This window comes from Mycobacterium sp. TY814 (assembly GCF_030755175.1).
GTDB lineage: Bacteria > Actinomycetota > Actinomycetes > Mycobacteriales > Mycobacteriaceae > Mycobacterium.
On sequence record NZ_JAUFRY010000001.1, the window covers coordinates 2,782,266 to 2,805,183 of the forward strand.

Genomic DNA, 22,918 nt, shown 5'->3' on the forward strand with positions numbered 1-22,918 from the left:
GTGCGGCACCACCGAAGTTGTCCTCTGACCCTGGATAAAGTCCGTGGAAAAATCGCAAGAAGTCGGTGGAATCAACCGCCAGGTTGGTCCTCTGAGCTGCATTTGAGATCCACATACAGATTTCCCCGGCCATAGGCCGGGGTTTTTTGTTGCCGCAGGCCGGGCCGGTCAGTCGCCTCCCTTCCAGCCCGCGACCGCAACGAGTAGCGCCGCGATGAGCAGCACCACCGCGGCGATCATCAGCCCCGGTGTCCGCAGGCCGAGGGTCAGCGGTGTCGCGACCGCAAGGGTGCCGAATGCGATCACCAGTCGCACGACGAGCATCGGCTGCGCTTTGAGCACCGAGGCCCGTGCGCGCCCGGGGATCTCCCGCGCCGCTCGGGCCGACCACCCCAGCAACGTCAGCAGCACGACGATGCCGCAGGCGGCCAGCAGGCGGAATACCAACCGTTCGCCCGCGTCGATGTCCGAGGCGGTGCCTCCGACGGCCGCGACGAAGCAGAGCACCACGCTGGTCAGGGTCGTCCACCTCAAGGGGGTCCGCAGCGCCGCCCCCACACTGCGTCGGGCGACGGTGCCGAGTGCAGGGTCCATGCGGGCGGCGCCGAGGAAACCACGCAGCGCGGCCCGCCAGCGACCGCTGTCGAGGTGGTTGACGGCGATGTTGTGCACCGCTGACGCGTACCCGGGTTCCAGGCGCAGAGCTTCGGCATAAGCCGCGTTCGACTCGTGCCACCGACGCGTCTTGCCCAGGATCAGTCCACGCTGGAAGTGAATGTCGGCGCTGTCCGGCTCGAGCCGTTGCGCCTCGGTGATCGCGCGGAGCGCCGGCTCGTACTGCCAGGCCCGGAACAGCACGAAGGCATAGGTGTGGTGCGTGCGGGATTCGTCAGGCGCGGCAAGCACGGCCCGATGGGCGACTTGCAACGCAGCGTCACGCTCTTCGAGTCCGGCCAGGGCGAGCGCGTACACGCACATGGCCTGCACATGACCGGGCGCGACCGATAACGCTGCCTGTGCACTGAGCTCCGCCCGCTCGGGCTCGTCCATCCGCAACTGGGCGCGCGCCAGTTCGGTCAGCAGGTCCGGATCGTTGGGAAGGTGTCGCAACGCCGACATCAGAACCTCGACCGCGCGTTCATTGTTGCGCGAAGCCAGGTACGTACGGGCCAGAAAGAGCGCGTCGTCGCCCGTTGTCACGGAACGTTCTCCGGGAGCTGGCCGGGTGTCAGGCGTTGCTGCGCCAACCGCGTTGTGGCGACACCGAATTGGTCAGGCACGGGGCGCCCGGGAAGCTGCGGCCCGACCGACGTCATGAGGCAACACCGTACGCGGACCGGGACGTGCCCCAGACGGAGTTCATAGTCACCGGCGTCCCACCCAGCCCGTTCCTACCGGTCGATCCACGGGTAGTGCCAACGCCCGTATCCGCCACGATCGGCGCCGTCTACGGTCTATCTGACAAAACCGCGCCGACACCGCCGTCGGCGACGATCCGAGGAGCCACAGAGTTGAACATCGATCCCGCGGCCACCGCGTGGTTGCTCGCCAGCACCGCGCTCGTCCTGCTCATGACCCCCGGCCTGGCGATCTTCTACGGCGGCATGATGCGCACCACCGGGGTGCTCAACATGATCATGATGAGCTTCATCTCGATACCGCTGGTCACCGTGGCATGGCTGCTGGTGGGCTACAGCCTGGCCTTTTCCGACGGCGGGGCGGGCGGCTTCCTGGGCGGACTGGCCCATGCCGGGATGAGCGGCATCGGGCCGGAAACCCTGCACGGACAGGTCCCCGAGCTGCTCTACGCGACCTTCCAGTTGAGCTTCGCGATCATCACGGCAGCGCTGGTCAGTGGCGCCATCGCCGACCGCGCCAAGTTCGCCGCCTGGATGGTGTTCGTCCTGGTCTGGTCGGTGGCGGTCTACGCGGTGGTCGCGCACTGGGTGTGGGCGCCCACCGGCTGGCTGGCCAAAATGGGCGTGCTGGATTACGCGGGTGGCCTCGTCGTCGAAATCGTCTCGGGCTCTTCGGCTTTGGCGTTGGCGCTGGTGCTCGGGCCGCGCATCGGCTTCAAAGTCGAAGCCATGCGCCCGCACAACCTGCCGTTCGTGCTGCTCGGGGTGGGATTGCTGTGGTTCGGCTGGTTCGGGTTCAACGCCGGCTCCGCACTGGCCGCCAACGGGCTGGCGTCGGCGATCTTCCTGAACACCCTGGTGGCCGGCTGCCTGGGCATGCTCGGCTGGCTCACGGTAGAGCAGTTCCGCGACGGAAAGCCCACCACCTTCGGTGCCGCCTCCGGTGTGGTGGCGGGACTGGTGGCGATCACGCCCTCGTGCGGCACGGTGAACACGCTGGGCGCCGCCGTGGTCGGGCTGGTTGCCGGCGTGGTGTGCTCCTACGCGATCCTGGTCAAGTTCAAGCTCAACTACGACGACTCCCTGGACGTGGTGGGCGTGCACTTCGTCGGCGGTGTGGTCGGCGTTTTCCTGATCGGCCTGCTCGCCACCGCGGTGATGACCGGCGGCCCGAAGGGGCTCTTCTACGGCGGCGGGCTGGGCCAGCTCGGCAAGCAGTCGCTGGCGATGGTGGTGGTCGCGGTGTACGCCTTCGCCGTGAGTTTCATCCTCGGCAAGCTGATCGACCGGGTGATGGGATTCCGGCTCAGTGCCGCGGACGAGAAGAGCGGCATCGACCTCAGCGAGCACGCCGAGACGGCCTACCCCGAAGGGGTCTACGGCCACCAGGCGCCCCGCCGTCCGACCATCGGCGACCGCGACGAATCCCGGCCGCGATCGATCGACGACGAAGACGAATAGGGCCGCTAATCTGACCAACGTGAGCAACAAGCAAGTGCCGGGCGGCGTCGTGCACGAGATGCCCACCGACCTGCGCAAAGCGTTGGTCGCCAACGCGACGGCGTTGGAACTGTGGAAGGACATCACCCCGCTGGCTCGCAACGAGTTCATCTGCTGGGTGGAGGACGCCAAACAGGCGGGGACCCGCGAGCGCCGCATCCGGCGCACCCAGGAGGAGCTCGAAGAAGGCAAGCGACGGCCCTGCTGCTGGCCCGGATGCAAACACCGCGAGCGCAACGGCAAATAGGGCACTGTGTGGCGGCCCCGTTGCTCGCTCCGGTCGTCGAACGCTAGTGTTTGGTTAGGCGATCCTAATCTGGTAACCCCCTCTTCGCCGGTTTAGGGTCACGCCCGCTGCGCCACCGCCGTGGTCGCAGCGTTCCGTAGGGAAGGACCAGTCGCTGATGGGTGTGACGCCGAGGGGGTGGCCGGCGGTGAGTACGCCGTGACGTCGCCGATCTGGCTGGCCTCACCCCCCGAAGTCCATTCGGCGCTGCTGTCCAGCGGGCCGGGCCCGGGGGTGCTGGTGGCAGCCGCGGGTGCGTGGCAGGCGCTCAGTGCCGAGTACGCCGAGGCGGCTGCCGAGTTGCTGGGTGTGCTGGGTGCAGCCCAGAGTTCCTGGCAGGGGCCCAGCGCCGTGCAGTATGTTGCCGCGCACGCGCCGTATCTGGGGTGGCTGACGCAGGCACAGGCAGCCAGTCAGGCCGCTGCAGCCCAGCATGAGGCCGCCGCCGCGGCCTATACGACCGCGCTGTCGCTGATGCCGACGCTGCCCGAGTTGGCCGCCAACCACCTCGTCCATGGCGTGTTGGTGGCGACGAACTTCTTTGGCATCAACACCATTCCGATCACCCTCAATGAAGCCGACTATGTCCGGATGTGGCTGCAGGCCGCGGCCGCGATGGGCGGCTACGAGGCAGCGTCGGCAGCGGCGGTGGCGGGTGTGCCACCCACGTCCCCGGCGCCGACGGTCGTCAAGGCCGATGCACCCGCTGGCACCGGCCAGCTCGCCGCGGCCGCTCCGGCCGCCGATTCCGGTAACCAGCTCAACCTCGCCGACATCATCGCCCAGTTGCTGCAGCAGTACGTGCAGCTGATCCAGCAGATCTATGAACCCATCACCAACTTTCTGCAGAACCCGGTGGGCAACACCTTCCAGCTGATCACCGACTTCCTGACGAACCCGGCGCAGGCGCTGACCACCTGGGGCCCGTTCCTGTTCGCCGTCATCTACCAGGTCGTGACGTGGATCGCGGCGAGCCTCACCTACCCCCAGCTCCTGCTGGACCCGTTGCTGTCGATAACCCTGGGTGTGGTGATCGGGGTGGGTTACGAGTACCTGCAGCAGCTTCCGGTCGCGGTGGCCGAAGGTGCGGAAACGCCGGCCGTGGCGGTCAACGCCCCGAGTCATTCGTCGAATTGGCCGCTGGCGACCCTGGCCCCGACGGTCGCCGGACCGGCCGGCGCCCCCGCCGGCTCAGCGGCCTCGTCGGCCGGATCGGCGCCGGCATCGGCGACGCCCGCTCCGGCTGCATCGGCCGTGCCGTACGCCGTCATCGGAATCGACCCGGGCGAAGGATTCACGCCGACCTTCCGCGAGGGATCCAGCGCCAAGGCGCCGGCGCAGGGTATCCCGGCCGCCGCTGCGGGCGTGGCTGCCCGGGATAAGCGCCGGTCCCGACGTAAGCGCACGGCCACCATGCCGGAGCACCAGTACGCCGACGAGGTCCTCGACTACGACCCGGGGCCACCCGATGAGCCCGTGGTCACGGCGTCCGGCAACGGTTCCGGGGCGATGGGTTTCACCGGCACCTCGGCCAGGACCGATACCGTCGCGGCGGGGCTGGTGACCTTGCCCGCCGACGAATTCGACAGCGGCCCAACCGTTCCGATGCTGCCCAACACGTGGGGGCCGGAAGGACGGTGAGTGTCAGTGGCTCGGCTGTGTGTTGACCCAGCCGACGACTTCGGCGGTCACGGGGTCGGTGATGTCGTTGTATTCGGGATGCTTCTTGAGCACCGTCACCACCATGGAACACACCGGGACGATCCGCTTGCCGTCTGCGCGGGTGGCCTGCAGCGCGTCCTCGAGCAGTAGCGTCGCCAACCCACGCCCGCCGTATGCGGGATCGATTTCGGTGTGGTGAAAGACCCGCTGATCGCCACGGTCGGCGAACTCGGCGAAGCCGACATCCTGGCCGGCGACGGCGATCGTGTAGCGCCGGTCCTCCGCCCGGATGTCGACCTCTGCGCCGGTCTTGTCTGTTGTCATGTGCGCTCCTTCGTGTGCGGAAGTGGCCGGGGGACGAGCCTGGTGGTGGGCATCGGTGGGGCGGGCAGTCGGCTGACCGAACCCTGGTAGCCGCGGACGGCGCCGAACCGCTCATCGCCGTCCTGCCAGAGCTGTCGGTAAGAGACGATCTCGTCGTGGCTGCGCCCGACGAAGTTCCACCACATCACCAACTCTTCGCAGAACGGAGCACCCCCGAGTACCAGGACCCGGGCGGGGCGCTCGCCCACATTGCGCAGCCGCAGTACGGAATGACCAGGGGCCTGGTATCCCAGGTCGGCAACCGACAGCGGAACTTCATTCAGCGCGACGTCTCCCTCGTCGGACAACACCGCGTGCTCGAACGTCGGGTCGATCTCGAATTCGAGGTCCGCGTGGCCGTCCAGGTCAACCTGAGCACCCAGCAGCGGGGTGAAAGTTGTTACCGGCGAACGACTTCCGGCCAACTCACCGAGGAAGACCGACGCCCGCGCCCCTGGTACGGACACAGGTTCGGGTCGGTAGTGCGCGAAGTCGCGGCCGGTGTCGCGCGCCGCATCCGGTAGTGCCAGCCACAACTGGGCGCCGTGCAGCGCTCCGCCGCCGACCGCGACCTCGGAGTGACAGATGCCCCCACCGGCCGTCATCAGATTGAGCTCACCGGGCCGCACCATGGCATGTACGCCGGCGCTGTCGCGGTGCTCCACCTCCCCGCTGAACAACCAGCTCACCGTCTGCAGGCCGGTGTGCGGGTGCGGCGGAACATCCATCCGCGCGGCACTTCCGGTCACGGGCCCGTAGTGGTCGACGAAGCACCAGGCGCCGATCAGTGAGCGCTGCCGCTGCGGCAGGGTGCGTCGCACCGGCATCGCCCGCGGCCCACCCAGGGGAACCTCCCGTGCCGCAAGGATCTCCACCGCCGGAATGTTTCCCGCGACCTGCCTAGCGCCGCAAGCAACTTCGACCGGGGCGGTCTCCAGGTTGCTCACTCTGGCGACCTTACTCGCCGAATCACCGGCCGGGTGGCTGCAGCGCCTTCATGGCGACCCGCATCACCGGCTCTGGGATCCGGTCTTTGAGCGCCAGGGCTCTGTCGGCTGCCCGCGAACGCAGTGGTGTACCCCTGCCGAACATCCGGTTCAAGGGGCCGCCGGTCGGCTCGACCGTCACGTGCAGGGGCGGGACATCGACGGAGGAACCCAGCGCATTGGAGATGACCATCCGCTGAATCTCGCTGGTGCCCTCAAAGATTTTGTACAGCTTGGCATCTCGATACCACTTCTCCACCGGGTGATCGGTGATGTAACCCCAGCCGCCCATGGTCTGAATGGCCCGCTCGGTGGCTTTGACCGCGACCTCACTGGCGGCGAGTTTGGACATGGAGCCTTCGCCGCGCTCGAAGGGGACGCCGTTGGCCGCCATCCAGGAGGCACGCCACGTCAGCAACCGGGCCGCGTCGATCTGAGTCGCCAAGTCGGCCAACGGAAATGCGATGCCCTGATTGTCGATGATGGGTCCGCCGAACGCTTCTCGCTCCGTGGCGTAGGCCGTCGCGTACTCCAGGGCGGCGCGCGCGATCCCTATCGCTTGTGCCGCCACCATCGGCCGGGTCTGTTCGAAAGTGCCCAACGTGGCGGATCCGGACTTCTTGGCGGGCGGCCTCCTCCAGCACGGGCCAGGGAAACTCCTGGCGCTGGTCGTATTCCAGTGCGACGGGCCGCATCACCTGCTCGGCGAACTCATGGGTTCGCCGGGCCAGATCATGTTGAGCTGCGGTCGGGGTGACGTCGAATGTCATGAGTGCGCCTCTCGAAGCCCGAGCCCGGACGGGGCTGCTGTCGAGCGCCGTATACCCCGGCTGTCGGCCAGCTATCCCCTGACTTGGCTCGTTGCACGGGTCAGGCGGCTGAGCGCGGACCCAGCTGGGCGGCGGGAAGATGCACGACCACTCCGCTTGCCGGGATTCTGTGGGTTGTCCGCTCGGCTTCCCGGCGCGCCAGCAGTGCCGCATTCTCGGGCAGCTCGCGGGCGTTGATCTCACCGGCGGCGATGCGCCGAAGCACCTCGTGGGCGTGGGCGAGTTGCTCGCGCTTGCGGTACTGCCCGCCGGGCAGCTTGACGCCGGCCCAGACGCCGTACTCTTCGCGGTGCTTGATCGCATACCCCGCGCACAGGCGTTGTTGCGCGAGCGGGCACCGGCGCAGGCACTGCACCCGCGCTTCAATCGCCGACCGCTCGTAGACGCGTGCTTTCGCGGCACCGTCGCCGCCGTCGTCGTCGGGGTAGCCGAACCACAGTTCCGGGTTTGATGTGCAGGGGTTCGCCATGTTCGGGCCTCCTTGTTCCTCCTGAAACGTAGGCGAAAGCGTATACAAAACAACCCCGGCGAGGCAAGCAAAACAGTGATAAAAACGTATACACAACGACGCCGCAGCGGCTGTGTAATATTTCGTCCATGGCTGGGAGCCCGCCGTGAGCCGCGAGGCCGCCGGTGCGGCGATCCGCGCGCTCCGCGAATCACGCGACTGGTCTCTGGCGGACCTCGCCGCCGCCACCGATGTGAGCATCATGGGGTTGAGCTACCTCGAGCGCGGCGCCCGAAAACCCCACAAAAGTACTGTTCAGAAGGTTGAAGATGGGCTCGGCCTGCCACCGGGCACGTACGCGCGCCTCGTGGTCGCCGCGGATCCCGAAGCCGAGCTCACCCGTGTGCTGACGGCTCGGCCGCCGGCACCCATGGCCGCGCGAAGCCCGGGCGAGGTCGCCGTCGAGCGCCACAGCGACACCGACGTGCTCGAAGAGTACGCCGAGGCGCAGCTGGAAACGCTGCGTTCCCTCATCGACCGCACGCCGGCGAAAACATCAAACGAATATGAGACGTATATTCTGACCGTGGTCGCTCAGTGCGTGAAGGCGGAGATGCTGGCCGCCAGTTCGTGGCGGGTGGCGGTGAATGCCGACACCGATTCGGCGGGCCGCCTCATGGAGCATCTGCAGTCGCTCGAAGCTACCCGCACTGCCCTGCTGGAGCGATTGCCGACAAGCCTGAGCGCGCGCTTCGATCGGGCATGCACGAGATCGTCGCTTCCGGATGCGGTTGTCGCGGCTCTGATCGGCGTCAGTTGTGAGGATGTGTGGGACATCCGGAACCGGGGTGTCATCCCGTCCGGAGCTATCCCCCGGGTGCGCGCGTTCACCGAGGCGCTGCGCGAACCCGCACCAGACGAGGGCGGGACGAACAGTGAGTGAGCCCGAACTGGAGGTACTGCAGCGTGCCCACCAACTCTTCGCCGGTACCAGTCCCGCGGTGGCGCTGGGCGCCGTGCCGGCCCCCGAATCCAAATACGTTGCGGGCCCGAGTGATTACCAGCGCGCCGCGAACCGCAGCCACGTCATCCTGACATCGGCGGCACACACGGACGCGGCAGTAACGAGCATCATCGCCGGGGCACGGCGGGACAGGGCGGTTGCGCGCGGGCTCACCGGCGCCGTCGTCGACGAGGCCCGCGCCGACGCCACGGTCACGCCGGCCACGCCGCTGGCCCAGCGCGAGGCGCTGCGTCGGCGGGTGGCCCGGCTACGAGCCCAGCGGGCCCACATCCTGGCCGCGCAGGGCCGGGCGCGGAGTCACGCCGGAGCATTGCGTGCGCTGCGGTATCGCGTCGCCCACCACGGTGTCCGTCCCTCGTCGGCGCACGGTCGCGCTGATGTGGCGGTACGGGCCGCGCTGTCCCGGCTGGGGTGCCCCTACGTCTGGGGTGCCACCGGACCCCATCAGTTCGACTGCTCCGGATTGGTCCAGTGGGCGTATGCACGGGCCGGGGTACACCTCGAGCGCACCACCTATCAACAGATCAACGACGGGATTGCGGTCCCGCGCTCCCAGGTTCAACCGGGCGATCTCGTCTTTCCGCACTCCGGCCATGTGCAGATGGCCATCGGCAACAATCTGGTGGTCGAAGCCCCCTATTCGGGTGCCTCCGTCCGGATCAGCCGGCTGGGGCCGAATGTGGCGATCCGGCGGCCCTGGTAGGAGAAGGCTGAGACCATGTCGGACCAAGCGGGATCCTCGATCGACGCAATCGCCGCTCGCCAGGCCGAGCTGACGACGCGCCTGCGCAGGGCGACCGAGGCCGACCGGGTGCTGACCCAGACGCTCGCCGAGGCACACGAGTCCCTGCGGGACAGCGTTCGCCGGCTCGATGCGATCGCCGCCGAGATCGAGGACGCGCGCCGCCTTGCGGTCGATGCGCCATTGGCGGCGCGGGAGTTTCAGCGTTTTCTGCTGGCCAAACAGCGCGAGATCTCCGCCGTCGTGACCGGAGCCCGTGATATGAGCCGCGCCAAAAGCGCTGTGCTGCAAGGGTTGCGGTCACAGTACGGCCAGTCCTCCACACGGTGAATTGTCGAGGCTGCGGTACCTGGGTACTGTCCCGCGGCATGGAGGGCCCGTGACGATCTACCAGGACCTCGCGGACACGATGCGACTGATTCAGGAGCGCACCGGCGACCCGGTGGCATGGATGGCCGGGTTGACGCCGGACGACCGGATCGCCGCCGTATCGCCCCTGACGAGCGGTGCGCAGCTCGCCGAAATCCTGGCGAAGATCCGCCGGCAGCACCCGGATGTGTTCCCCGTAGCGGCCGCGCCGCCGCCGGATCGCGCCGACGGCGACGCGGCCAGGGCCATCGCCGACGCGGAAGCCGCTCTGGCCCATCAGAATTCCGTGACATCGCAGCTCGACCTGCAGGTGGTGGCGGCGATTCTGAATGCGCACCTGACCACCGTCGAAGGCCGAGATGCGCTGACCAAACTGCAACAAGAGATCGAGACCGCCGTCGCGACGCGGTCAGATCTCGATACGCCCGCCGGCGCACGGGATTTCCAGCGGTTGCTGATCGGCAAGCTCCGGGATATCCGCGAAGTCGTCGCGACGGCGAGTCTCGACGACACATCGAAGTCGGCCTTGATGGCTGCGTGGACTTCGCTGTACAACGCGTCGAAGAACACCGCGGAGACATCCCCCCGCGTACGGGGTGTGGCACCGCCGCCATCGGCGAACCCGCACCCCGCGAGCCCACAGCCGGTCACTAACGCCGCCCCGGATCCCTTGCTCGACTCGTTGTTGCTCGGTGACCCGGGGCCGGAACCGGCCGGCATGGCGGAGTCGGTGCCCGCCGCGGTATCCCCTGCGGCGAACCCACCCGGCACAGGTGGTGGAGGATCACCGGCGGGCGCGCCGATGCCCGCCACGGGCGCACCGGCCGGTTTTGCCCTGCCCAGCCTGCCGACTGGCGGCACCGGCCGGAACTCACGGGCGCTCGACGACGGGCTGTTCGACGACGACCCGATCGACCGGGAGTCAGCTCAGGACAAGAAGCGGGATTCCCGCGATGAGGAGCACGGGAATGACGAGCATCGTGAGCCTGGCGCGCAACATCCCGAACCGCCCGCGGAGGGGCCGACCACGGTCACCTTGCCCACCGGCGAGACCGTCACGGCGGCCAGCCCGCAACTCGCCGCGGCGATCAAGGCCGCGGCCGGCGGCACGCCGATCGCCGAAGCATTCCAGCAGCAGGGCATGACCATCCCGCCGCCTGGCACCGCGGTCAGTGTTCCCCTCGATCCCTCCCGCGTCGAGCCCGGCGACATCGGCATGTTCACTGATCGGCACGCGCTTGCGCTCGGGGGCAGCAAGGCGCTGCTGGACGGCCAAATTCAACACATCTCGACCGTGACCGGCCCGAGCTTTCTAGGCTGGCAGCACCCGCCGGCGCCGGCCACCCAAACTCCCGCGCCGGCCACCCAGGCACCGACACCTACGCGGCCCTCAGCGATGGCCTAGTCGCAGAACAGGAGACAGCGGATGGCAGATCGAATTCATGTGGTGCCGGCGCACTTGCGCGACGCAGCGGCCCACCACCAGCAGACCGCCGAGCAGCTGCGGGCCCTGCCCGGGTCCCATGCGGCGATCCAGGAGAGCCTGGACTCTCTCGGGCCGATCTTCAGTGAACTGCGTGAGGCTGGCCGGGAACTTCTCGAACGCAGGCGGCAGTGCTACGAGCAGCAGGCGAACGACCACGCCGACATCGCTCAGAACCTGCACACCTCAGCGGCCATGTGGGAGCAACATGAGCAAGAGGCCGCCGACAAACTCGGCGGCATCCTCGACGGATGACTCGACAGTCATGACCGACGCCAATCCCGCATTCGACACCGTGCATCCCAGCGGACACATCCTGGTGCGCTCATGTCGAGGTGGATATCTGCACAGCGTCGCGCTCAGTGAAGCGGCCATGGAGACGGACGCCCAAACCTTGGCCGAGGGCATCCTGCTGACCGCTGACGTCTCGTGCCTCAAGGCGCTGCTGGAAGTGCGCGACGAGATCGTCGCGGCCGGGCACACCCCTTCGGCAGAGGTGCCCACAGACGCCGACCTGGATGCTGCGATCGAGAAGTTGCTCGAGCACAGGCTGCGCCGCCGCAGCGACTGACGACTAGAGCAGCCAGGTCCTCGCGGTTTCGGGATCGGGTGCAATCGCGGTGGGTGGCTCGATCGGGTTGTCGCCGAACAACTCTCGTGCGCGACTGAGCAGCGAGCGCACCTCATCGAGTTGCTGCTGCAGCGCGGAATCGGCCATGCGCACACGCTACCCACGCCATGTCGGCCACACAATTCACCGTCCGCTGCAGCCGCCGGGACGGCTCGCTGTGTACCGCTACGCTTAGCCGGTGGGGATTTTCGGCCGGATCACGGCGCGTCAGCGCCTGCGCAGAGCGACCCAGGAATCGCTGTCGGTGCCCACATTCAGTGCGCCGCTCGACTGCACACCCTGGGTGATCGGCGGACTGTGGCCTGAAGAGTTGTCGGCCGGCAACTCCGAAACCGCAATCCTGGCCGGATATCTGAAGACGGATCTGCAGCGGATCGCCGGCGCCGCCAACGATGATTTGCGGGCCATCGGCAGAGCCGGAATGGATTATGCCGCCCGCCGCGACGCCGAAGCGAGAGTGATCGACGAGGCTCGCGACCTGGCAGTGCGACGAGTCGAGTCGACGATGCGCCAGCTGCGACAGCTACGACAGGACCCTGAACCGGCCAGAGACATGGACAAGACGCAGGTGCTGCCGGCCATTCGCGACGAACCGCCGCCCCAGCGAGAGGACGGGAAGTACCCGCCCGGGTCGATGGACACGACGCAGGTGCTGCCGGCCATTCGCGACGATCCGCCCGCTCCCCCGCCCCCGAGCCGGGACGGGCAGCACCCGGCTGAGCCCCCGGAAAGCCCCGCCGAGACCGACGATGATCGGTTGCAGCACCTGCTGGCGTTTGTCGCCCGTCAGGAGCCGCGCCTGAGCTGGGCCGTCGGCGAGCGTCCGGACGGCACGACAGTGCTGGTCACCGACCTCGCCCACGGCTGGATTCCGCCCGGCATCGCCCTGCCTGAAGGCGTCCACCTGCTCGAACCCCAACGTCGTAGTGGTCGCGCGGCAGACTTCCTGGGCCCCACCACCCGCGTGGTGACCTACACACCCGGCGATCCGGCTCGGTGGTCGAGCGGCGCCCCCGACCCGCAGCCGTCAGTGCAGCCATTTGCGCTGCCCGCCGTCGAGGACCTGGACTGGGAGCTGCGGGTGGCGACACACTGGCGCGAGGGCCTGCCCCGCCTGGTGAACACCATGGCCAAAGCGGTCGCGTCCGGCGCAGACATCGCCGAGCAAGAGGTCGACCTGCTGCGGGTGCACCTGGACACCGTCCGCTACCAGGTGCTGGCGCAGTACCCGGACGCCGACCCGGCGCAACTGCTCAACTGCATGTTGCTGGCCGCCGTCGACGGCCGGGTGTCCGGGGACCCGGTTTCGGCGAACTATCACCTCGCCTGGTTCGTGAAACTGGACTCCGCCCCGGCCGGCAACCGGGGCGAGAACCGACCGGAAACGACCGACTGAGTATGAATTGACGCTGGTCGGGGCCATCGACATACTGTCATGGTGTCGGGGCCGGGTCCTTCCAGGGAGCTCAGCGACCGAAGCTCCGGAAGCGATGCGGACCTCGTCGACGCGGTTCTTCGTGAACTGAGCGAGGCGGCTGACAAGTGGGAAGCACTCGTCGCACAAGCTGAGACCGTCACCTACAGCGTGGATCTCGGTGACGTGCACGCGGTGGTGAACTCGGACGGCCGTCTGCTCGAGTTGACGTTGCACCCGGACGTGATGACCGGCTACGCCCCCGGCGAGCTGGCCGACAGATTGAACCTCGCGATCGCAGCGCTGCGTGAAGAGGCGGAAGCCGAGAACCAGGCACGGTACGGCGGCCGCCTGCAGTGGTGACGGGTACGGAATCGGGTCCGTACCGGTCACCGGAAGGAGAAGACTGTGCCACTCAATCTGTCCAATAGGGACCAGAACTCGGGCCATCTCTTCTATAACCGTCGGCTGCGCGCCGCGATCACGCGCTTCTCTGTCCGGATGAAGCACGACGACCGTAAACAGCAGGCGGCGGTCGCCCTGTCGATGGTCCTGGTCGTCATCGGTGTCGGCTGGATGGCTCTGCTGCACATCATGAAGCCGGCCGGCCTGGTGGCGGGGTCGGCGATCGTCGGGAACCGGGATACCGGGGCCATCTACGCGAAGGTCAACGGGCGGCTGTATCCGGCGCTGAACCTGACCTCCGCACGGTTGGTCGTCGGCAGTGCCGCGGCTCCGACCTGGGTGACGGCAAGCGAAATCGCCAAATACCCGACCGGCCCGATGATCGGCATTCCCGGTGTGCCGGACAGCCTGCCTATCACGGCCGGCGCCGTGTCGGCGTGGGCGGTGTGTGACACCGCGCCGACCGGCACTCGGGGCAGCGCGACGCCACCGGTCGTCACGGCGATTGCGGGAGCGCTGACGCCGCTGGACAGAGCGACGGTGACGGGTCCCAAGCAGGCACTCCTGGCGACTCACCGTGGCGCGACCTACGTGATCTGGGGTGGACAACGATCCCGTATCGACCCGACCGACCGGTCCGTGACATTCAACCTGGGCCTCGATCCCGGGGTCACGTATCCGATCGAAGTGTCCAACGCCCTCTTCGATGCCATGCCCGCTACGGAACCGCTTGTTTCGCCGACCATTCCGGAGTCTGGTACCCCATCGCGGTGGTTGCCCGAGGCCAAGGTGGGCAGCGTGCTCCAATCGCGCGACGCCGGCGGAACGGTCAACGGCTTCTACGTTCTACTGCCCGGCGGGGTGCAGAAGATCACCAGCTTCGTGGCAGATCTGTTGCGTACCAGCGATTCACAGGGCTCGACCGCGCCCCTCCTGATAGCCCCGGACAGACTGATCCACATCCCCGTGGTAGACGTCCTCAATGTCGACTACTACCCGTCCGGCAAGCTGGAATTCGTTGACACCAAAGCAAATCCCGTGATCTGCGTGGGATGGGAGAAGCAAGCCTCCGATCCGCAGGCCAGGGTCACCGTCGTCTCGGGCCGGGGTCTGCCGGTGCCGATCGGCATGGACTCTCATCTGGTGCATCTGGTGCGCGACGACCGCAACCCGGAGTCCACCGAGGCCGACCAGACATTGATCCTGCCGGGCGCGGCGAACTTCGTCGCGACGACGAGTGGTGTAGTGACCGCCGGTAGCCGGGAAAGTCTGTATTGGGTGTCACCGCAAGGAGTCCGCTACGGCATCCAATCGGATCCCCGAACCCTGCAGGCGCTCGGACTCGATCCACGACTGGCCGTGCAGGCACCCTGGCCACTGGTGCGCACCTTTGCACCCGGCCCAGCGATCGGTCGCGACGCCGCGCTGGTAGCCCGCGATGCGGTGTCGGTCGGCGGTGCGCTGGCACCGATCCCGGACAGCAGCGGGAGTTAGCGGTGTCCAAACGAGGATTCGTGCGACCCAGGCGCACCCCCCCACCGAACGTGCCTCCGGTGCGGGTGGCAGTCGCTGCGCCGTTGGCACTGCCCGAACGCGAGCCGCGCAACATCCTGCTGATGATCGCACTGCCCGCTCTGCTGGTCGGGATCGTCGGCACGCTGGTCGTGATGTACGCATCCGGGGTCAGATCGTTGCAGTCGGGCTTCTTCCCGATGATCGGTCTGGTCGGTTTCGGTGCGCTGATGTTCGGTGGGAGGTTCGGGCGAGGGCGCCGAATCAGTTGGGGTGAACTGGAAAAGCAGCGCCGCAGCTATCTGCGTCAGCTCGACGACGATCGCGAAGAAGTCCAGCGGGCCGCGCGGGAGCAACGCCAGAGCCAGCTGTTCGTGCACGCAAACCCGCGGCAACTCGACACCGTGATCGGTGGTCCGCGGATGTGGGAGCGGCGCCCCACCGATCCGGACTTCCTCGACGTCCGGTTGGGTGCCGGTGTCCAACAGGCCAGCGAGTCAGCGGTCTCGCTGCAGTGGCCCGACGTTCCGGTCGGCGAGGAGCTGGAACCGGTAACCGGTGGTGCCCTCCGCGATTTCATCTTGGAACAGAGCAAGATTCGCGGCATCGGGAAGGTGCTGAGCCTGCGGTCAAAGCCTGGGTTCAGCTTCACCGCGGACGATCCGGGTGAACTGCACGCTCTGATGCGGGCGGTGCTGTGCTCACTCGCGGTCTACCACAGCCCCGACGACGTGAAGCTCATGGTGGTCACCCGCCATCCCGAGCAATGGCAATGGCTGGTCTGGCTACCGCACAACCAGCACGACGAGATGTTCGACGCGTGCGGACTGCGCCGCCTTGTCTTCGCTTCTCCGACCGAACTGGAAGAGGCGCTCGACGCCGAATTGCACCGTAAGGGCCGCGGTCCCTGGTCACCGCCGGTGACCGCCAGCCCGACATCCATGCCCTCACCTATGGAGGCGACGACGCCGTCGTTGGGCCCGCACTGGGTGATCGTGGATGACAACGTGGGCACCCCAGAACAGTGGGAAGGCGTGACCGGGCAGAAGGGAATGGCCGGAATCACGGTGTTGCGGCTGGCAACTCGCGTGGGCGTCGGCGTCGGCTTTGCCGAAGAGAGCCAGCGGTTCGCGTTGCGCGACGGCCGGCTGATCCACCGCAACACCTTCTATGCCGTCGCCGACACCCTGGCCGACAGCACCGCCAGCCGGTACGCACGTGCCCTGGCCCGCTGGTCACCGACGAACGCCGGTGAGCTCTCCGAAACCGACAGCCAGGCAGGCGAATTGCTGCGGGCCCTCGGTATCAGCGATCCGCGGAACCTCGACGTCGACCGCCTCTGGGCCGAGAGCCGGGGCCGGGGGGATCCGAAGTGGGCGATGGTGCCGGTCGGCGTCCGGCAAGGCGGCGATCTGCAGTATGTGATCCTGCGCGCCAAGGACTTCGGTGGATACGGCTTCCACTCCGTGGTGATCGGCACGTCAGGTTCCGGTAAGTCGGAATACTTCCTGTCCTTGTGCAGCGGGATCGCGCTGACGCACTCGCCGGAGACATTCATCGTGATCTTCGTCGACATGAAGTTCGAGTCAGCCGCCCAGGATCTACAGGGCTTTCCGCACGTCGCCGGATCGCTGTCCAACCTGGGCAAGGATGATCGCCATCTGGCCGAGCGGATGCGCAAGGCGATCAACGGTGAGATCGCCCGTCGTTATCGACTTCTCAAGGACGCCGGAGCCCGTGATGCCAACGAGTACGAGGAGATGCGGTTGGCCGGAAGGGATCTCGAGCCGATTCCGATCCTGCTGGTGATCATCGACGAGTATCTCGAGTTGTTCATCCACCACCCGGAGTGGATCGACCTGGTGATCCACATCGGGCAGGAGGGCCGTGGCTGCAACGTCTTCTTCACCCTCGGCGGCCAGCGTCTCGACCTGTCGTCACTCAGTAAGGCCAAGAGCAACATCGCATTTCGAGTCGCGCTGCGCGCCGAGACCGCCGAGGACTCCCGCGATGTGATCGGTAGCGATGCTGCGCTGCACCTCCCGTCACAGGAGAACGGCTACGCGCTGCTCAAGGTCGGACCTCGCGACCTGGAGCAGTTCCGGTGTTTCTACGTGTCGGCACCGTTCGTGGTTCCAAAGCCGGCGCTGAATGTGAACAAGACGGTGGCAATGAGCTTTTCGCAGCCCCGTGCCTACACCTCGGACTATCAGCCGCTGAGTGAATCCGACAGCGCGGCCCTGGAAGTCGCGGATGCGCCCGAAGAACCCGACGAGTTCCTGTTCCACCCCGACGGATTCCGCAAGAAGAAGCTCGTCGACGTCGTCCGCGAATCGCTCGTCTCGCATCCCGCGCGCCCACCGCACCAAATCTGGCTTCCCCCTTTGGAAATCAGCGAACCGGTCGACGCGCTGGTAGCCCGGTGGCGGGGCCGCCCGTGGCATGTCGACTACGGCCAGAACCCCGGTCTGACCTTCCCGCTGGGAATCGTCGACATTCCCGAGGAACACGATCAGCGTGTGCACGCGATCAACGCCGAGATGGACAACGTCATGGTGGTCGCGACGGCCCAGCGAGGCAAGTCCACCACCTTGATGACGCTGATGACCTCGGCCGCCTTGATGTATCGACCGGAACGGGTCACCTTCTTCTGCATAGGGGCGTCCCTCTACCCGGTCGAAGACCTGCCGCATGTGGCATCCGTGGTCAGCCCAACCGACCGTGAGGGAGTGTCCCGGACCATCGCCTCGATCGAGGGTCTGATTCTGGCGCGTGAGGCCGCGTTCAAGAGGTATCAGATCGACATCTCCGAGTTCCGGGACCGGCGGTTCGGCCCAGACCGCGAGGCCGGCGGGCGCACCGCCACCACTGACCCCGACGACAAATTCGGCGACGTCTTCCTCGTCGTCGACAACTTCAGCGACCTGTACGACAAGGACGCCGCGATGGGAGAACGGGCTATCGCCATCGCCCGTCAGGGGCTCTCGTACGGGGTGCACATCATGACCACCGCGACGGCGTGGCTTATCGGGCAGAAGCAGCAACTGGTCAACGTCTCCAACGCCCGCATCCAGCTGCGGCTGAGCAATCCCGACGAAACGCAGATGGGCGAGGGATTCGAGCGCAAGAAGGCTGCCCGCAACACCCTGGACCGTCCCGGGTTCGGGCTCACGCGGGAGGGCTTCGAATTACTGGTCGGGGTGCCCGAGGTGGTGGGGCCCGACGGAGAGCGGGTCGCGACGCGCGACATCGGCGCACTCATCGCCGATCTGACCGGCGCCGGGCGGGTCGAGAGCCTGGCCAGACTGCCCGAACGGATTGCGCTCGGTGATGTGGCCGGTGCCTTCGCGGGCAGCGCCGGGGACGCCGACCCGTTGACCCTTCCGTTCGGCATCGGCGAGACCGCGCTGCAGCCGGTGGCGCTGCCCGCTCGGGCGGTGCCCAACATGCTGGTGGTGGGTCGCCAGTCATGCGGAAAGACAACGGCTTTGGCAGCGCTGGGACAGATGATCGTGGCCCGGTGCACGCCCGAGCAGGCGCAGATCACCATCATCGACCCGAAGACCTCGCTGATCGGCAGGATCCAGGGTGAGCACGTGCGGGCCTATGCCTACACCGCCGATGACATCGACGCGGTGATAGCTGAGCTGACGCAGCTGCTGCGCGACCGCCTGCCGCCCTCCGGCCTGAGTCAGGAAGAGCTACTCAACCGCAAGAGCTGGGACGGCCCCCACCACTTCGTCCTGATCGACGACGAGCAGGAGCTCCGACCGCACGGTGTGCTGGGCAAGAATGCGGCGACGGCGCCGCTGTGGGCATTGATCGAGCGCAGCCGGGAGATCGGCCTGCACGTCCTCGCGTCGCGGTTGCCCGGCAACTGGGCGGGTGTCTCGGTCACCAACCCGTTCCTGCAGAAGATGACGGGATCGCGCGCCCCCACCCTGTTCATGGACAACGACCCGGCGGCGGTGAAGGTGTTCGGCAGGACGAGCGCCCAACAGCTCCCGCCGGGCCGCGGATTGTTGGTCACCAGCGACGGTGTGATCGAAGGAGTGCTGGTCGCAGAGCCGCAAACGTGAATCGACAGGCGCCGAGCCTCAACCTAGACTCAGCGCAACTTGTCGCCGGCACTGCCCGGCGGGATCGAATGAGAGGTGACGATGGGCGGATTTTTCGGCATGGTGCCGGGCGCTGTCGACATGTCGGCGGCGGCCGAGGCGGGCATCAGCGAAGGGATGGCCGCGACGACAGCGGCCGGTGCGGCCGCACTCACCGGAGTCTTGCCGATGGCGACTGACGCCGACTCGATCGAGTTCGCGGCGGCCCTCAATGCCGCCGGAGCCGCTTATCTTGGGACGGCTGCCGAGCACGTCGGGCAGCGAGTGGCCTTCGCGGGAGCGCAAGGTCTTTCCTCGGCCACCGCTGTTGCCGCCGAGGCCGCCAACGCGGGCGCCGTCGGACTGTAGAGCGCCGATGCCGGATCCCCGATGGAGCGGGCCGCCCGAGGTCGTCGCGGCAATCTTCGAGGCCGGCTCCCCCGCCTCGGTGATCGCCAACAATGTCGTCTGGGTGACCGAGACCGCCAACAACGAGCTGTCAGCAGGTCTGTCCACCGTCAACACCCTCGCCACCCAGGCGCAGTGGCAGGGCGTGGGCTCCGCCGCGTCGACGGTGGCCGCGACGGGACTCAACGCCGGACTGCAGACGCTGGTGGGCTGGACCGCTGAGAAGATCAACCTCACGCAGGCCGCGGTGGAGGCTTTCATGCTCGCCCGCTCGTCGGTCATTCCATCGGTGGTCTCGCAGACGAACCGCGACGAGTGGGGTGTCCTGAACGCCACGAATTGGTTCGGCCAGAACACGCCGGGGATCGTCGAGCGGGACGGTGAATACTTCGGCGAGCACTGGCCGCACAACTCCGGGGTGGGCTGGGCGTACTCCGCTGCGCTGAGCGCCTTGATCGCGGCGTTGGCGGTACCGCCGCCGATCGCGCCGATGGGTGCTTCACCGGCCGCGCCGGCCGCCGCAGCAGAAGCCGTGGCCCAGGCCGCGGCGCAGACCGGCATGCAGAACGCGGTTCAGGCGTCGGGTCAGGCCGCGCAGACGGCCGGCCAGGGCGCGTCCTCTCCGGCCGAGGCGACCGGGCAGCTGGGTTCGCTCATGCAACAGCCGATGCAGCTGGTGTCGGGGGCCACCGAACCGCTCAAGGAGATGCTGCAGGCGCCGATGCAGGCCATGCAGGGCGTCAGCAGCCTGCCGCAAAGCATGGCGCAGGTGTTCGGTGGCATGTTTCCCGCTGCGGGGGCGCCGGGTGCGGTGGCTGCCGGTGAACCCGTGGTCGCGGCCGGCGCTGGCTCGGCAGGCGGTGGCATCGGGGCGGCGGGCGGATTCCCCGGCGCCGGACTGACCAGTTACACCCGGCCCACCAGCAGCTTCGAGCCGGAGACCGGTGGGAAACCGACCAGCCTGCGGGCCGGAGTGCTCAACGCTGCCGAAGTGCGCGGCCCGACGGTCTCGACCGGCGGCGCGCCGCTACCCATGACGCCGGCCGGCATGCTGGCGCGCGGTGGCGAGGGCCGAGACGACGGCAAAGACGTGCCGCGCGCTCGCGTCGTCGTCGACCCTCGTTAGGCACGCTCGGCGGGGGCAGAGCCTCAGGATCGCCCGACGCTCGGCTGAATGGCGCCGGCTCTCTTCGCGCGCTGCGCGCGCTCATCGCCCGACGCTCGGCTGAATGGCGCCGGCTCTCTTCGCGCGCTGCGCGCGCTCATCGCCCGACGCCGGGCGGGCCCGCGAAGGCCTGGGCGATCTGCACCCATCGCTGGGCGTCCTCCCCCATCGCCCTCACGTCCAGCGTCGCCGGCGGCCGCCGCTGGGTGACCAGGTAGCAGAAGTCCTCCGCCGAGCCCGTGACACGCTGGGCCGCGTCCGCCGGCCCCCAGGACCAGGTGTCGCCGCCGGGTCCGCGCAGCTCGACGTAGAACGGCTCACTGGGTGGCGTCAGGCCGTTGACGACGAACGCGTAGTCGCGGGCCCGCACGCCGATATGCGCGATCGAGCGCAACCTGTCCGTCGGCACCGGCGTGACACCCAGGGCATCGGCGACATCGAGCCCGTGCGCCCAGGTCTCCATCAACCGGGCCGTGGCCATCGACGACGCGCTCATGGGCGGGCCGAACCACGGCAACTTGCGGCCGTCCTCGACGCCCAACAGGGCCTTGTGCAACCGCCGACGGGTGTCGCGCCAGTCGGCAAGCAACTCCGCGGGCGGCAGGGCCGCCAGCTCCTCGGCGCCCGCATCGACGAACCCGATCGGATCGGCGGCGGCCGCGGCCAGCGTTTCACCGAAGGCCGCCTCGTCGGTGACCGACTGCAGCGACACCCGGTCGGTCCACAGCAGATGCCCGATCTGATGGGCGATGGTCCAGCCCGGTGCCGGCGTCATCGTCGCCCAGCTTTCTGCAGGCAGCGGTGCCACCAGCGCGTCCAGGTCGTCACTCTCCGCTTCCAGATCAGCGACAAGTGCAGCCAAACCGCTCATCCCAGTACCTCCCTCGCACGCCCCCGGCGGCCGACCAGGCTGTGCACCAGCAGCCCCATCAGATAGATCACCGAACCGAACAACGCGAAGGCGGGTGCGCGCCCGTCGTCGGGAATGAATATGGCGGCAATGGTGACCGAGGCGATGAACGACACCCAGAACAAGGCGTCCTGGACGGCGAACACATGCCCGCGCAACGCGTCGTCGACGTCGATCTGCATCGCCGAGTCGGCACACAACTTCACCACCTGGCCGGCGACACCCAGCAGGAAGCCGCACACCACCATTACCGGCAGCAGGAGCCCGGCGCCGGCCGTCTGAATGACGGCCGCGGCGATCAGGGCACCGTTGGCCGTCGCGAAACGGCCCCAGCGCCGGATCAGCACCGGGGTCAGCAGGTTGGCCAGAAAAGCCCCCAGACCCGTGGCGGCGAAGAACACCAACGCAGTTCCCAACCCGTCGCCGTCCACATTCTTCATGTGGTGCACCAGCAGCAGGATCAGCAGCGAGTTGATGCCGACGACCATGCGGTGCGCAGCCAGCCCGGACAACGCCGCGGCCACCGACGGCAGCTGAACCACCGTGCGGACTCCGTGCAGCCAGCCGGTGATTACGGCGTACACCGCCGAACCGTGAATTGCCCGCTTGGTGTCGTCCGGGCCGAGGACCCGCGGTGCGAACCGCAGCGACAGCAGCAGGGCCAGTGTCACCGGAACCAGCGCGGTAAAGATGACCGCGGCCGCGCCGTGATCGCCGGCGCCGCCGAGCCACCGCGGCAGCAGCATGAAGTTTGCGCCCAGGAAGGCGGCGACCGCACCGGCCGCGGTGGCCACCGAGTTCATCGTGACGACCTGGGGCCTGGGCACGACGTGCGGCAACGACGCCGACAGACCGGATGCCACGAACCGCGCCAAGCCGTTCGCGAGCAGCGCGGCGCACAGCAGCACCCAATCGCCGGCGCCGACCGCGAGAATCGTGCCGATCGCGGCGATGAAGCACAGCCGCGCACTGTTCGCGCCGACCAGCACCAGCCGCCGATCCCACCGGTCCATCAGCGCGCCGGCGAACGGCCCGAGCAATGAGTAAGGCAGGAACAACACCGCGAACGCCCGTGCGATCGCCAGCGGATCAGCGGCCCGGTCGGGGTTGAACAGCAGCGCGCCGGCCAGCCCCGCCTGGAACAGGCCGTCGCCGAACTGACTTGCCATGCGCAGCTGCATAAGTCGCCAGAAGTCGGGCAGTGCGCGCACCGACCGCCACAGTTCGACGGGTGCGCTTGCCTGCATCCGGGTGCGAATCACTGAACCCACTTCCACGATCGGCACAGGCAAGGACGGGTCGGCTCTGCACCGTCCCAATCACAG

22 protein-coding genes and 1 pseudogene are annotated in these 22,918 nt (G+C 67.8%); 15 read left to right on the forward strand and 8 right to left on the reverse strand.

The features are described from left to right. Positions 1-168 precede the first annotated feature (168 nt). Entirely contained in the window at positions 169-1,200 is a 1,032-nt protein-coding gene (locus tag QXH22_RS12275; protein ID WP_306275694.1) for a lipopolysaccharide assembly protein LapB, read from the reverse strand. A gap of 311 nt (positions 1,201-1,511) precedes the next feature. Here QXH22_RS12275 and QXH22_RS12280 point away from each other — a divergent pair, with 311 nt between their 5' ends. The 3 genes from QXH22_RS12280 to QXH22_RS12290 all read left to right on the forward strand — a co-directional run bounded on the left by QXH22_RS12280 (position 1,512) and on the right by QXH22_RS12290 (position 4,785). After that, positions 1,512-2,819: an ammonium transporter gene (locus QXH22_RS12280; RefSeq protein ID WP_306243993.1), complete on the forward strand. Its 1,308-nt coding sequence runs from the start codon at positions 1,512-1,514 to the stop codon at positions 2,817-2,819. A gap of 58 nt (positions 2,820-2,877) precedes the next feature. Continuing rightward, positions 2,878-3,105, forward strand: a complete 228-nt coding sequence (locus QXH22_RS12285; RefSeq protein WP_371934219.1) for a YdeI/OmpD-associated family protein — start codon at positions 2,878-2,880, stop codon at positions 3,103-3,105. A gap of 198 nt (positions 3,106-3,303) precedes the next feature. Then, positions 3,304-4,785 carry a PPE family protein gene (locus tag QXH22_RS12290; RefSeq protein WP_306275696.1) on the forward strand — a complete coding sequence of 494 codons (1,482 nt, stop codon included), beginning with the start codon at positions 3,304-3,306 and terminating at the stop codon, positions 4,783-4,785. A 3-nt stretch (positions 4,786-4,788) separates the two neighbouring features. Here the strand turns inward: QXH22_RS12290 and QXH22_RS12295 are convergent, their stop codons facing one another. The 4 genes and pseudogenes from QXH22_RS12295 to QXH22_RS12310 form a co-directional block, all read right to left on the reverse strand. Next, positions 4,789-5,130: a GNAT family N-acetyltransferase gene (locus QXH22_RS12295; protein WP_306275697.1), complete on the reverse strand. Its 342-nt coding sequence runs from the start codon at positions 5,128-5,130 to the stop codon at positions 4,789-4,791. Further along, positions 5,127-6,116 (reverse strand): pirin family protein, encoded by a 990-nt coding sequence (locus QXH22_RS12300; protein ID WP_306275698.1) that lies wholly within the window; start codon positions 6,114-6,116, stop codon positions 5,127-5,129. The genes QXH22_RS12295 and QXH22_RS12300 overlap by 4 nt, the downstream gene beginning before the upstream one ends. A gap of 22 nt (positions 6,117-6,138) precedes the next feature. Beyond that, a pseudogene (locus QXH22_RS12305) lies at positions 6,139-6,925 on the reverse strand (acyl-CoA dehydrogenase family protein). A gap of 100 nt (positions 6,926-7,025) precedes the next feature. Further along, positions 7,026-7,454: a WhiB family transcriptional regulator gene (locus QXH22_RS12310; protein ID WP_306275699.1), complete on the reverse strand. Its 429-nt coding sequence runs from the start codon at positions 7,452-7,454 to the stop codon at positions 7,026-7,028. 145 nt (positions 7,455-7,599) lie between these two features. Here QXH22_RS12310 and QXH22_RS12315 point away from each other — a divergent pair, with 145 nt between their 5' ends. From QXH22_RS12315 to QXH22_RS12340, 6 genes are read left to right on the forward strand one after another with little or no spacing between them, the layout of a single operon-like run. Then, complete coding sequence (locus QXH22_RS12315) at positions 7,600-8,376, forward strand: helix-turn-helix domain-containing protein (protein ID WP_306275700.1); 777 nt, start codon at positions 7,600-7,602, stop codon at positions 8,374-8,376. Continuing rightward, positions 8,369-9,160 (forward strand): C40 family peptidase, encoded by a 792-nt coding sequence (locus tag QXH22_RS12320; RefSeq protein ID WP_306275701.1) that lies wholly within the window; start codon positions 8,369-8,371, stop codon positions 9,158-9,160. The genes QXH22_RS12315 and QXH22_RS12320 overlap by 8 nt, the downstream gene beginning before the upstream one ends. Before the next feature lie 15 nt (positions 9,161-9,175). After that, a complete protein-coding gene (locus tag QXH22_RS12325; RefSeq protein ID WP_306275702.1) occupies positions 9,176-9,529 on the forward strand; it encodes a DUF4226 domain-containing protein in 354 nt (117 codons plus the stop codon). Between the two features lie 49 nt (positions 9,530-9,578). Beyond that, on the forward strand, positions 9,579-10,973 hold the full coding sequence (locus QXH22_RS12330) for a DUF4226 domain-containing protein (RefSeq protein ID WP_306275703.1): 1,395 nt from the start codon (positions 9,579-9,581) through the stop codon (positions 10,971-10,973). A 21-nt stretch (positions 10,974-10,994) separates the two neighbouring features. Further along, entirely contained in the window at positions 10,995-11,306 is a 312-nt protein-coding gene (locus QXH22_RS12335) for an ESX-1 secretion-associated protein (RefSeq protein WP_306275704.1), read from the forward strand. 10 nt (positions 11,307-11,316) lie between these two features. Continuing rightward, on the forward strand, positions 11,317-11,622 hold the full coding sequence (locus QXH22_RS12340; RefSeq protein WP_306275705.1) for a DUF2694 family protein: 306 nt from the start codon (positions 11,317-11,319) through the stop codon (positions 11,620-11,622). Between the two features lie 3 nt (positions 11,623-11,625). On the opposite strand, the gene QXH22_RS12345 is transcribed toward QXH22_RS12340, so the two are convergent. After that, positions 11,626-11,769, reverse strand: a complete 144-nt coding sequence (locus QXH22_RS12345) for a hypothetical protein (RefSeq protein WP_306275706.1) — start codon at positions 11,767-11,769, stop codon at positions 11,626-11,628. 91 nt (positions 11,770-11,860) lie between these two features. On the opposite strand from QXH22_RS12345, the gene QXH22_RS12350 reads away from it, so the two are divergent. The 6 genes from QXH22_RS12350 (at position 11,861) to QXH22_RS12375 (ending at position 20,644) form a co-directional block, all read left to right on the forward strand. Further along, positions 11,861-13,078 (forward strand): DUF5631 domain-containing protein, encoded by a 1,218-nt coding sequence (locus QXH22_RS12350; RefSeq protein WP_306275707.1) that lies wholly within the window; start codon positions 11,861-11,863, stop codon positions 13,076-13,078. Between the two features lie 39 nt (positions 13,079-13,117). Beyond that, the gene (locus QXH22_RS12355; protein WP_306275708.1) at positions 13,118-13,459 is read left to right on the forward strand and encodes a DUF2710 family protein; all 342 of its coding nucleotides are present in this window, start codon (positions 13,118-13,120) and stop codon (positions 13,457-13,459) included. A gap of 45 nt (positions 13,460-13,504) precedes the next feature. Further along, positions 13,505-14,995, forward strand: a complete 1,491-nt coding sequence (gene eccB, locus QXH22_RS12360; protein ID WP_306275709.1) for a type VII secretion protein EccB — start codon at positions 13,505-13,507, stop codon at positions 14,993-14,995. Positions 14,996-14,997: 2 nt separating this feature from the next. After that, entirely contained in the window at positions 14,998-19,092 is a 4,095-nt protein-coding gene (gene eccCa / locus QXH22_RS12365) for a type VII secretion protein EccCa (protein WP_371934189.1), read from the forward strand. Positions 19,093-19,173: 81 nt separating this feature from the next. Further along, a complete protein-coding gene (locus tag QXH22_RS12370) occupies positions 19,174-19,479 on the forward strand; it encodes a PE family protein (RefSeq protein ID WP_306275712.1) in 306 nt (101 codons plus the stop codon). Between the two features lie 7 nt (positions 19,480-19,486). Further along, positions 19,487-20,644 carry a PPE domain-containing protein gene (locus QXH22_RS12375; RefSeq protein ID WP_306275713.1) on the forward strand — a complete coding sequence of 386 codons (1,158 nt, stop codon included), beginning with the start codon at positions 19,487-19,489 and terminating at the stop codon, positions 20,642-20,644. A 136-nt stretch (positions 20,645-20,780) separates the two neighbouring features. On the opposite strand, the gene QXH22_RS12380 is transcribed toward QXH22_RS12375, so the two are convergent. Both QXH22_RS12380 and QXH22_RS12385 read right to left on the reverse strand, forming a co-directional pair. Further along, positions 20,781-21,554, reverse strand: coding sequence for a TIGR03084 family metal-binding protein (locus tag QXH22_RS12380; protein WP_306275714.1), 774 nt, complete (start codon positions 21,552-21,554; stop codon positions 20,781-20,783). Continuing rightward, positions 21,551-22,879, reverse strand: a complete 1,329-nt coding sequence (locus QXH22_RS12385) for an MFS transporter (RefSeq protein ID WP_306244546.1) — start codon at positions 22,877-22,879, stop codon at positions 21,551-21,553. The genes QXH22_RS12380 and QXH22_RS12385 overlap by 4 nt, the downstream gene beginning before the upstream one ends. Between the last annotated feature and the right edge of the window lie 39 nt (positions 22,880-22,918).